The sequence below is a fragment of the Polynucleobacter sp. 39-46-10 genome (assembly GCF_002282275.1).
The window spans coordinates 1-11,052 of sequence record NZ_NCJB01000069.1; the positions used below are offsets into that span (position 1 = coordinate 1).

General features: G+C 46.3%; 9 protein-coding genes and 1 tRNA gene. 8 read left to right on the forward strand and 2 right to left on the reverse strand.

What is annotated here, in order from left to right:
* The 5 genes from B7X71_RS07495 to B7X71_RS07515 form a co-directional block, all read left to right on the forward strand.
* The coding region (locus B7X71_RS07495) for an alpha/beta fold hydrolase (protein WP_293600455.1) at positions 1-933 on the forward strand (933 nt) is incomplete at its 5' end.
* A 21-nt stretch (positions 934-954) separates the two neighbouring features.
* Complete coding sequence (locus B7X71_RS07500) at positions 955-1,695, forward strand: 3-ketoacyl-ACP reductase (protein WP_293597198.1); 741 nt, start codon at positions 955-957, stop codon at positions 1,693-1,695.
* Between the two features lie 116 nt (positions 1,696-1,811).
* Positions 1,812-2,351, forward strand: a complete 540-nt coding sequence (gene phaR, locus B7X71_RS07505) for a polyhydroxyalkanoate synthesis repressor PhaR (protein WP_293597199.1) — start codon at positions 1,812-1,814, stop codon at positions 2,349-2,351.
* 2 nt (positions 2,352-2,353) lie between these two features.
* Complete coding sequence (gene rimO / locus B7X71_RS07510; RefSeq protein WP_293597200.1) at positions 2,354-3,712, forward strand: 30S ribosomal protein S12 methylthiotransferase RimO; 1,359 nt, start codon at positions 2,354-2,356, stop codon at positions 3,710-3,712.
* Positions 3,713-3,791: 79 nt separating this feature from the next.
* Positions 3,792-4,976: an acetyl-CoA C-acyltransferase family protein gene (locus B7X71_RS07515; RefSeq protein WP_293597201.1), complete on the forward strand. Its 1,185-nt coding sequence runs from the start codon at positions 3,792-3,794 to the stop codon at positions 4,974-4,976.
* Between the two features lie 39 nt (positions 4,977-5,015).
* Here B7X71_RS07515 and serB read toward each other — a convergent pair whose 3' ends face one another.
* Both serB and mfd read right to left on the reverse strand, forming a co-directional pair.
* Positions 5,016-5,906, reverse strand: coding sequence for a phosphoserine phosphatase SerB (serB, locus tag B7X71_RS07520; protein WP_293597202.1), 891 nt, complete (start codon positions 5,904-5,906; stop codon positions 5,016-5,018).
* A gap of 20 nt (positions 5,907-5,926) precedes the next feature.
* Positions 5,927-9,481, reverse strand: coding sequence for a transcription-repair coupling factor (gene mfd / locus B7X71_RS07525; protein ID WP_293597203.1), 3,555 nt, complete (start codon positions 9,479-9,481; stop codon positions 5,927-5,929).
* 23 nt (positions 9,482-9,504) lie between these two features.
* Between mfd and ispD the strand changes: the two genes are divergently transcribed.
* From ispD to B7X71_RS07540, 3 genes are all read left to right on the forward strand, one after another.
* Entirely contained in the window at positions 9,505-10,278 is a 774-nt protein-coding gene (gene ispD / locus B7X71_RS07530) for a 2-C-methyl-D-erythritol 4-phosphate cytidylyltransferase (protein WP_293597204.1), read from the forward strand.
* Complete coding sequence (gene ispF / locus B7X71_RS07535) at positions 10,275-10,778, forward strand: 2-C-methyl-D-erythritol 2,4-cyclodiphosphate synthase (RefSeq protein ID WP_293600456.1); 504 nt, start codon at positions 10,275-10,277, stop codon at positions 10,776-10,778. The genes ispD and ispF overlap by 4 nt, the downstream gene beginning before the upstream one ends.
* Positions 10,779-10,859: 81 nt before the next feature.
* A tRNA-Leu gene (locus tag B7X71_RS07540) sits at positions 10,860-10,946 on the forward strand.
* Positions 10,947-11,052 lie beyond the last annotated feature (106 nt).

Here is an 11,052-nt window from a genome sequence, read left to right on the forward strand (position 1 = left end):
TCAATGTCGAAAGTGACTTGGGATGACTATGTTGGCGAGGGTGTAATCAAGGCAATTGAAGTAACAAAAGATATTGGCGGCACCGATCAAATTAATGTACTCGGCTTTTGTGTTGGTGGCACCTTAACCTCTACTGCTTTAGCAGTTTTGGCGGCACGTAAAAAAGATTATGTTGCTAGCTTAACTTTACTTACTACCTTATTAGATTTCACCGACACTGGTATTTTGGATGTGTTTATCGACGAAGGTATGGTGAAGTTGCGCGAGAGCACCATTGGCGGTGAGGGCGGTCACTTCGGGATGATGTCTGGTTTAGATCTGGGCAACACTTTCTCATTTTTACGTCCAAATGATTTGGTCTGGAATTATGTTGTCGAGAATTACTTAAAAGGCAATTCTCCACCCCCATTTGATTTGCTCTATTGGAATGGCGACTCTACCAATCTTCCTGGTCCGATGTATTGCTGGTATCTACGTCACACCTATCTGCAAAATGAATTAATTAAACCAGGCAAGCTCATTGTTTGTGGTGAAAAGGTGGACTTAGGCAAGATCACTGTCCCAGCCTATATTTATGCATCGCATGACGACCACATCGTGCCTTGGAAGTCAGCTTATGAGTCAACTCATATCCTAAAGGGCAAGAATCGTTTTGTACTTGGTGCATCAGGACATATTGCTGGTGTGATTAACCCACCAGCAAAAAATAAGCGTCATTATTTTGAGAACAATAAATTAGCCAAAACTGCGGACGAGTGGCTTGCTGCAGCAAAAGATATTAAGGGTAGTTGGTGGCCTAACTACGCTAAATGGCTAGAACAGTTTGGTGGCAAGAAAATTAAAGCTAGCAAAACGTTTGGTAATGCACAGTACAAAAAACTAGAAGCAGCGCCTGGTAAGTACGTGAAAGAAAAAGTATCCGCTGCTCAATAATATTTTCATAAGGGGAAATACATGTCTCAAAAAATTGCTTACGTCACTGGCGGTATGGGTGGTATTGGTACTGCTATTTGTCAGCGCCTTGCCAAAGATGGATTTAAGGTCATCGCTGGTTGCGGTCCAAATTCCCCGCGTAAAGATCGTTGGCTTGGCGAGCAAAAGGCTTTGGGTTATGACTTCATTGCCTCCGAGGGTAATGTTTCTGACTGGGACAGTACTGTTGCTGCCTTTGATAAGGTGAAAGCTGAAGTGGGGCGTGTTGACGTTCTGGTGAATAACGCTGGTATTACTAAAGATAGCGTATTTCGCAAAATGACCCCGGAGCAGTGGAAGGCAGTGATTGATACCAACCTCAATTCTTTATTCAATGTCACCAAGCAAGTGGTGGATGGCATGGCTGATAACGGCTGGGGTCGCATCATCAACATATCATCTGTAAATGGTCAGAAAGGTCAGTTTGGCCAATCTAACTATTCAACTGCAAAAGCAGGCTTGCACGGATTTACGATGGCCTTGTCACAAGAATTGGCCTCTAAAGGGGTGACTGTAAACACGGTTTCTCCAGGTTATATCGGTACAGACATGGTTAAGGCAATCCGTGAAGATGTCTTAGAGAAGATTGTTGCTGGTGTACCCGTTAAGCGTTTAGGCACTCCGGAAGAAATCGCTTCGATTTGCTGCTGGATTGCCTCGGTTGATGGTGGCTACGCTACTGGCGCTGACTTCTCCCTTAATGGCGGTCTGCATACAGGCTAAAGACCTAATAAATGCGATTTTAGTGGTCTGCTCATCGGCATATTTACCTTCAGGTCAAACTAGGGATAAACTATGCCGATGTTGCATTGCAGTACCGAGATTTAGGAAAAAAATACATGGCCACACGTTCCAAGAAAGCCGGCGACAGCCGCTTGATTAAGAAGTATCCCAATCGTCGTTTATACGACACTCAAACTAGCACTTATGTAACGCTGGCTGATATTAAAAATTTAGTGATGGCAGGCGATGCTTTTAGCGTTGTTGATGCCAAAACTGAAGATGATCTAACACGTAATATTTTGCTACAAATTATTTTGGAAGAAGAAGCCGGTGGTGCACCGGTATTTTCTACTCAAATGCTTTCACAAATCATTCGCTTTTATGGAAACTCCATGCAAGGTTTGATGGGCAGCTATCTTGAAAAGACGATGCAATCTTTTGTCGATATCCATAATAAGCTGGGCGATCAAACTCAGGGCTTGGGTGCAGGCAGCACTCCTGAAGCTTGGGCCAAGATGATGAATCTGCAAAACCCAATGATGCAAGGCTTAATGGGTAGCTATATGGAGCAGAGCAAAGATCTCTTTGTAAAGATGCAAGAGCAAATGCAGAGTTTCCCATTTACTGGGCAACCTAATAAAACAGAAAAAGAATAGTTGTGGTGGGTAAAGTTGGTTTTGTTTCCTTGGGTTGTCCCAAGGCATTGGTGGATTCTGAACTCATCCTCACTCAATTAAGCGCTGAGGGTTACGAGACTGCTAAGGATTATTCTGGCGCCGATCTGGTAGTTGTGAATACCTGTGGCTTTATCGATTCGGCTGTAGAAGAAAGTCTTGCAGCTATTGGCGAGGCTTTATCTGAAAACGGTAAAGTAATTGTTACCGGCTGCTTAGGTGCCCGAAAAAATGCAGACGGCAGCGACCTCATCCAGAGCATTCACCCTAAAGTCCTTGCCGTTACAGGACCTCACGCCACCCAAGAGGTAATGCAGGCTATTCACTTGCATTTACCAAAGCCACATGATCCGTTTACCGATTTGCTGCCGCCTATTGGTGTCAAGCTCACGCCGAAGCATTATGCGTATCTGAAAATCTCAGAAGGATGCAATCACCGCTGTACTTTTTGCATCATCCCTAGCATGCGCGGCGATCTTGTGTCACGCCCCATAGGTGAAGTGTTGCTGGAGGCAAAAAAACTATTTGAGTCAGGCGTAAAAGAATTATTGGTTGTTTCGCAGGATACGAGTGCCTATGGTGTTGACATTCAATATCGCACTGGCTTTTGGGGCGGCAAGCCCGTTAAGACGCGCATGTTTGATTTGGTCAATGCCTTAAATCAGATTGCGAGAGAGCATCAAGCTTGGGTTCGCCTCCACTATGTTTATCCTTATCCCCACGTCGATGATGTTCTGCCTTTAATGGCGGAATTTGCCGATCATGGCTACGGCGTACTTCCTTATCTAGATATTCCTTTGCAACACGCCCATCCAGATGTACTCAAACGCATGAAGCGTCCCGCCAGCGGAGAAAAGAATATCGAGCGCATTCAGGCATGGCGTGCAGCTTGTCCTGACTTGGTGATTCGAAGCACCTTTATTGCTGGTTTCCCTGGTGAAACAGAAGAAGAGTTTGAATATCTTTTGAATTTCTTGGATGAAGCGCAAATTGATCGTGCCGGCTGTTTTGCTTATTCGCCAGTTGATGGCGCTACTGCCAATGCTTTGGATAATCCCGTGCCCGATGAAGTGCGTGAAGATCGCCGGGCTCGTTTTATGGCCAAGGCCGAAGAAATCTCAATCAAGCGACTTGCTAAAAAAATAGGCAAGAGGGTTCAGGTCATTATTGATCGCGTGGATGATTCCGGTGGAATTGGTAGAGCTATTGGCGATGCCCCTGAAATTGATGGTTTGGTAAGGGTTTTACCTCCAAGCAAGCCTTCAAAGCGCTATCGCGCTGGTGAGATTATCAAGGCAACAGTTATTAGCTCCCAAGGGCATGACCTAATAGCCGAAACTTGACTATTAGAATAAAAATAGTGTTTTGGCCTATTATTGGGGTCAATATTTTGCCTAATTTGGCACCGTAAGGGGGATTGATATGAGTCGTGATGTCGTCGTTTTAAGCGCTGTACGTTCAGCAATTGGTACTTTTAATGGATCACTGAGTAGCCTTGAGCCATCTGAGCTCGGTGGTATTGTGATGAAAGAAGCGGTGGCTCGCTCTGGGGTAGATCCAGCCTTAATTAATTACATTACTGTAGGCAACACCATTCCTACTGATAACCGTTATGCCTATGTAGCTCGTGTTGCCTCTATTCAAGCTGGTCTCCCAATGGAATCTGTTGCGATGGCCCTGAATCGTTTATGCAGCTCTGGCTTGCAAGCGATCGTGACGACTGCTCAACAAATTATGTTGGGCGATTGTGATTACGGTATCGGCGGTGGTGTTGAGGTGATGTCTCGAGGCATGTATGGTTCCCCAGCAATGCGCAGCGGTGCGCGTATGGGTGATACCAAAATGATTGACTTGATGGTGTCTGTATTGACTGATCCATTTGGCGTTGGTCACATGGGTGTTACTGCAGAGAACCTCGTTGAGAAATGGAAGCTTACTCGCGAAGAGCAGGACGCTCTTGCAGTGGAGTCACATCGTCGTGCTGCACATGCAATCAAAGAGGGGCGCTTCAAATCTCAAATCGTTCCAATCACGATCAAAACTCGCAAGGGTGATGTAGTGTTTGATACGGACGAGCATTGCAAACCAGACACCACAATGGAAACTTTGGCGAAGATGAAAGCGGTCTTTAAAAAAGAGGGTGGTAGCGTTACTGCGGGTAATGCATCCGGCATTAATGACGGAGCTGCATTCTTTGTATTGGCTGAAGCTGAGGCAGCTAAGAAGGCCGGTCATAAGCCAATCGCTCGCTTAGTTTCTTACGCTATTGCTGGCGTACCTAACCACATTATGGGTGAAGGTCCAATCCCTGCAACGAAGATCGCTCTGGAGCGCGCTGGCTTGAAATTAGATCAAATCGATGTAATCGAATCCAATGAAGCGTTCGCTGCACAAGCCTTGGCAGTTACTAAAGCTTTGGGCTTAGATCCAGCCAAGACCAACGTAAACGGTGGAGCCATTGCATTAGGTCATCCAATCGGTTGCTCTGGTGCCGCAATTGCTACCAAAGCGATTCACGAGTTACATCGCGTTCAAGGTAAATATGCTTTGGTAACGATGTGTATTGGTGGTGGACAAGGCATTGCTACTATTTTTGAGCGCCTCTAATTAGCGCTTATTTACTGCTCGCGCCTGACTTTAAGTGAGCTAGGCAATCAGTAGTAAGGCAGCATCTAAGCCGACTCGGTCAAAAGCCGCGTCGGCTTTTTCTTTGACGATGGGTTTTGCTTTGTAGGCAACACTGATGCCAGAGCCAAGCATCATCGGTATATCGTTGGATCCGTCGCCCATGGTGATGGAGTTCTTTTTATGGCAATTCATCAGAAGGCAGGCTTGCTCTAGAAAAGCATTTTTAGCTGCGCCATCAACGATATCGCCAATAACTTTACCCGTAAGTTTGCCGTCGACGATTTCTAAAGTATTTGCTTGGGTTTGCTTAAAGCCCAACTCCTTCCGTAGCTTTTCGGTAAAAAAGGTAAAGCCACCAGAAACAAGCAATGTATAAAGTCCACTTGTATTTGCACCAGTAAGCAATTCAGCGGCGCCAGGATTTGGTCGTAAACGCTCTTTGTAAACTGAATCCAATACATCGGCAGAAACACCCTCTAGAAGGGCTACGCGTCTGCGCAAGCTTTCTTTAAAGTCTTTAATCTCACCACGCATAGTGGCTTCCGTAATTTCTGAAACTGCAGCTTTCTTTCCTGTGAAATCTGCAATCTCATCAATACACTCAATATTAATCAGGGTGGAGTCCATGTCCATCGCCAACACCTTCACTTCATCCGCGTTAAATCCTGGTGATAGAAAAGCCAAATCTGCTTCATGGGCAGCGGCAATATCGCGCATAGCAACTCTTGCTTCAGGCAACAGGTCCTGCGAGCAAATCCAGCGTGCAGTGAAATATTTTGAATCAGCTTTTTCTTTATCGTACTTAGAAATATCCATCCCCAAGACTTTTGCATGCTCAATAAACGCAGTGTTTAATTCTGCAGGGATGGGAGTATTTGCAAGGGCTACAAGTGTAAGGTGGCTAGACATAGTTGGTAGGCGATAAAAAATTAATTGACTTGAGCAGTATTGAGCATGGCAGATTCATTCAGGCTTCTGAGAATTCTTCTAATATGGTCTAGGCGTTGCTCTAGCTTCTCAAAATCTTTCTCTTTTTGGGGGAGAATTTTTAACTTATCTTGCCCATTGAGTTGGATGTACTTTGACGACTGAATCAATTGAATGATTTTCATCGGATCAATCGGAGGATTTGGGATGAATTGAATTTGAATTGACGTTGGGCTGGCATCAATCTTTTTAATGCCAAAGCCTTCCATTTCCAGGCGCAAGCGATGGGTTTCATATAGAGATTTAGCCTGGTCAGGCAATTCCCCATAGCGATCAACAAGCTCTTCACGCAAGCCCATGAGTTCAGAGAAGTCGTTTGTACCTGCAAAGCGCTTGTACATGGAGAGTCTCTCATGTACATCAGGGCAATAGTCATTTGGAAAGAGGGCGGGCACACCCAAATTCACATCAGTAGTGGCCTGAAGTGGAGAAAGCAAGTCTGGCTCTTTGCCGCTGCGCAGAGATTTGACGGCGCGATTGAGCATCTCGGTATAAAGCTGAAATCCAATCTCGTGGATTTCCCCAGATTGTTTATCGCCTAAGACTTCGCCGGCACCACGAATTTCTAAATCATGCATCGCCAAATAAAAACCAGAGCCCAGTTCTTCCATGGCTTGAATCGCATTTAAACGCAGTTGAGCTTGCTTACTAAGCACCTCAGGGTCTGGCACAAGCAAGTAGGCATAAGCCTGGTGGTGGGATCGACCAACGCGACCACGTAACTGATGCAATTGCGCCAAGCCAAACTTATCCGCACGATGCATGATGATGGTGTTGGCAGTTGGAACGTCAATACCCGTTTCGATAATGGTGGTACACAACAGGATATTGGTGCGTTGAGTCACAAACTCACGCATGACCGATTCCAATTCACGCTCGTGCATTTGGCCGTGCGCTACGCTAATACTTGCTTCTGGAATAAGTTCTTGTAATGCATGTTTACGGTTCTGAATCGTTTCAACTTCGTTATGCAGGAAGTAAACCTGCCCACCCCGCTTAATCTCACGAAGGACTGCTTCGCGAATAACGCCATCACCCTCGCGTCGTACAAAAGTTTTAATGGCTAGGCGTTTTTGTGGCGCGGTAGCAATGATGGAGAACTCACGCAAGCCCTCCATAGCCATACCGAGAGTTCTTGGAATGGGGGTGGCAGTCAAAGTCAGAATATCGACCTCAACACGTAATGCTTTGAGCGCATCTTTTTGTCGCACACCAAAGCGATGCTCTTCATCCACAATCACCAATCCTAAATTAGCGAACTGTGTTTCTTTTGATAGCAACTTATGTGTACCAATAATGATGTCAGCCTCACCTTTAGCAATTGCTTCTAGTGCTGCATTAATTTCTTTAGTAGTTTTAAAACGTGACAGCTCAACAATACGCACGGGCCAATCTGCAAAGCGATCTTTCCAGGTGGCGACATGTTGTTCAGCGAGCAGGGTGGTTGGGGCCAAAATGGCCACTTGCTTACCGCCCATCACTGCAACAAAGCTGGCGCGTAGAGCAACCTCAGTTTTACCAAAACCCACATCTCCACACACCAGTCTATCCATCGGTGTGCCACTAGTCATATCGCCAATCACTGCGGCAATGGCGTTAGCTTGATCCGGCGTTTCCTCAAAGCCAAAGCTTTCTGCAAAAGCAGCATAATCATGAGCGGAGAATTCAAAGGCATGACCTTTACGAATTGCTCTGGCTGCATACAGACTTAATAGCTCTGCAGCAGTATCACGAATTTGTTGAGCAGCTTTACGTCTCGCTTTATCCCACTGACCAGAACCTAATTGATGCAATGGTGCTGAGTCAGGATCCGAGCCTGCGTAACGCGTCACCATCTGCAACTGCTGAACTGGCACGTAAAGAGTGGCATCTTTGGCGTAGACCAAGTGCAAGAACTCTTCAAAAATGGGTTCTTCTTTTGGCGGCGCTAAATTCAGAAGTACTAAACCTTGATAGCGACCAATGCCATGATCAGAGTGAACAACGGGATCGCCAATCTTAAGCTCAGACAAATCTTTGAAGAGCATGTCTGGATCAGCGCTCTCGCTATCTTTGCCTTTCCGCCTTTGACGGGCGGTAGTGGTAAAGAGTTCTGCCTCGGTAACAACGATGAGGTTTTCGGATGGCCAGGTAAATCCATTAAAGAGTTGCGCCGTGACCAGGCCAAATAGCTCATCACTCTTAATAAAATCAGCAACACCTTCAAAACCTTCTGGCTTTAATGGGTAGAGTGGTTTGCCATTCTGGCCAGCAACTGAATTACTCTCTTCAAAAAGTTGGCGAATGGATTCTTTACGACCATTGCTATCGCTACAAATGAGTATGCGAACTTTTTCTTTTGAGACTAATGCACGCAAGCGATTAATCGGATCAGCATCACGGCGATGCACTGCCAAATCGGGCACAGCTAAAAATTGTGGGGCTTCTTTTGCTTCTTTATCAGGCTCTTTATCCAATGCCAGACGAGCATTGGGTTTGACTGCCGTAAAGAATTGATCCACATCCAGAAATAACTCTGCTGGCGGAAGAATGGGGCGATCAAGATCGTGCTTTAAGAATTCATATCTAGAGATCGTGTCTTTCCAAAAGCCCTTAATAGATTCCTCAATATCACCAATGCTGACTAGCCAAACAGGATCTCCTGAGCGGGGGAAATAATCAAAGACCGTCGATGACTCTTCAAAGAAGAGCGGCAAATAGGATTCGATACCAGCGCTAGGAATACCGAGGTTGGCATCTTTATAAATTGAGCAACGGGTTGGGTCACCCTCAAATACTTCGCGCCACCTACCGCGAAAGGCGGTACGTGAAGCATCATCAAATGGAAACTCATGGCCCGGCAATAGGCGAACTTCTTTAACTGGATAAAGGCTTCGTTGGGTATCGGGATCAAAAGCCCGAATTTGTTCAATCTCATCGCCAAAAAGATCCAGTCGATACGGTAGGCTGGAGCCCATCGGAAACAAGTCAATCAAGCCACCACGAATACTGTATTCGCCGGGGCGCATTACTGAGCTAACGGGGTCGTAACCAGCCTGTTGCAATTGAAGCTTTAGAGCCGCTTCATTGAGCTTGTCACCTTGCCTAAAAAAGAAGGTATGACCTGATAAGAAGTTTGGCGGTCCTAATTTTTGCAGTGCAGTGGTAATCGGCACCAAGACAATGTCGCAACTACCGTTCAGTAATTCATAAAGCGTTGCCAGACGTTCTGAGACCAAATCTTGATGTGGTGAGAAATGGTCATACGGCAGAATTTCCCAATCGGGTAGCAGTCGCGTCTTGAGCTGCGGAGCAAAAGCGGGGATTTCCTCTAATAGGCGCTGGGCTTCTTGCGCCTGAGCACAAAAGATGACCATGACCGAGAACTCAGATCGATAGCGCAGCGCAGATTGGGCGATTAATGCGGCATCAGAAGACCCGACTAGGCCAGAAAAGGTAAAGCGCTGCCCAGCCCGGGGTGCAGGTATGGGGGGCGCTAGTTTTAATGCATCAGACATCTGCGCTCATTATAGAATCAGGCATGCGCCTTGGAAATCAATCTTCACAGTCTTCAGTTCAATGTCACGCCTTATTGCCAACGGCAGGCACGGGATCAAGACTTGGTGGACTTTTGCCAAAGCAGTTTCAGGAATTGGCGGGTAAGCCGATGCTTTCCTATGCTTTAGAGGCATTTGTTGAGACCCCAGAAATTGCTTCGATTTGGGTTGGCGTCAGTCCTAGCTTTATCGACAATCCCATCTTAAATAAGTTTTCCAGCAAATCTGCCTCCATTCAATTTCTTGCGAGCGGCGGCCAAACTCGACAAGAAACCGTCAGAAATACTCTGGCAGGCATGCTCAAAGCTGGTATTCCAGAAACTGATTGGGTCCTGGTCCATGACGCAGCCCGACCTGGAATCTCTCCAGAGCTGATTCAAAAATTGATACATGCTGTGACTCAAGCGGGTGAGGGCGGCCTCTTGGCAATGCCATTGGCCGACACCCTGAAAATGACCGATGCTAACTCTGCTATTGCTGGCAATCCCAATAGGGCGATGAAGACCATTTCTCGAGATCATCTATGGAAGGCTCAAACACCCCAGATGTTTGGTTTAAAGCGCCTGCATGATGCAATTGAAGAGGGAATCCGTCTAGAGGCGGATATTACGGACGAGGCTAGCGCTATGGAGCTCTCAGGCTCTAACCCTTTACTGATAGAGGGCGCAACGCGAAACTTCAAGGTAACTCACCCAGCCGATTGGGATTTAATGCAAACCATTCTGCTTTATCAAGATCAGAAAAAGACCGCCTTATGACCTCAAATATGTCACATATCCCCCAATTTCGCATTGGCCAGGGTTATGACGTCCATGCCCTTGTTGAGGATCGCAAACTAATCTTGGGCGGCATTCACATTCCCAACGATAAAGGCCTGCTGGGTCATTCCGATGCAGATGCTTTATTGCATGCTTTAACCGATGCGCTACTGGGAGCTGCGGGCTTGAATGATATTGGCCAGTTATTTCCGGATACAGATCCCCAGTTTAAGGATATGGATAGCCGTATTTTGCTCAGAGCTGCCCTTCAAAAGGTTCAGGCAGCTGGTTTTCATGTCGGGAATGTGGATGCAACGATTATTTGTCAAAGTCCCAAATTAGCCACTTTTTTACCGGATATGGTCCGTAATATCGCAGCAGATTTAGCGGTTACACCAAGCCATGTCAACCTCAAGGCCAAAACGAATGAATCACTTGGTCATTTAGGGCGAGGCGAGGGCATTGCGGTCCATGCTGTGGCTTTGCTCTATATGGTCTAAATATCCTCCAAAACCGCTAAGCATTGTAGAATTACGGTCTTTAGAGTGAAGCTTCAGCTCGGTAGTGTTTGCGGAATTCGCGCGAGGATGGCGAAATTGGTAGACGCACCAGGTTTAGGTCCTGACGCCAGCAATGGTGTGGGGGTTCGAGTCCCCCTCCTCGCACCACAAGATAGCTACTTGGCTTGGGCTTCACATATTCTGATTTTCAATTAAGAGACGAGAATGGCTGTGCAGATAGAAAATTTAGGTCAGTTAGACCGCAAAGTGACCT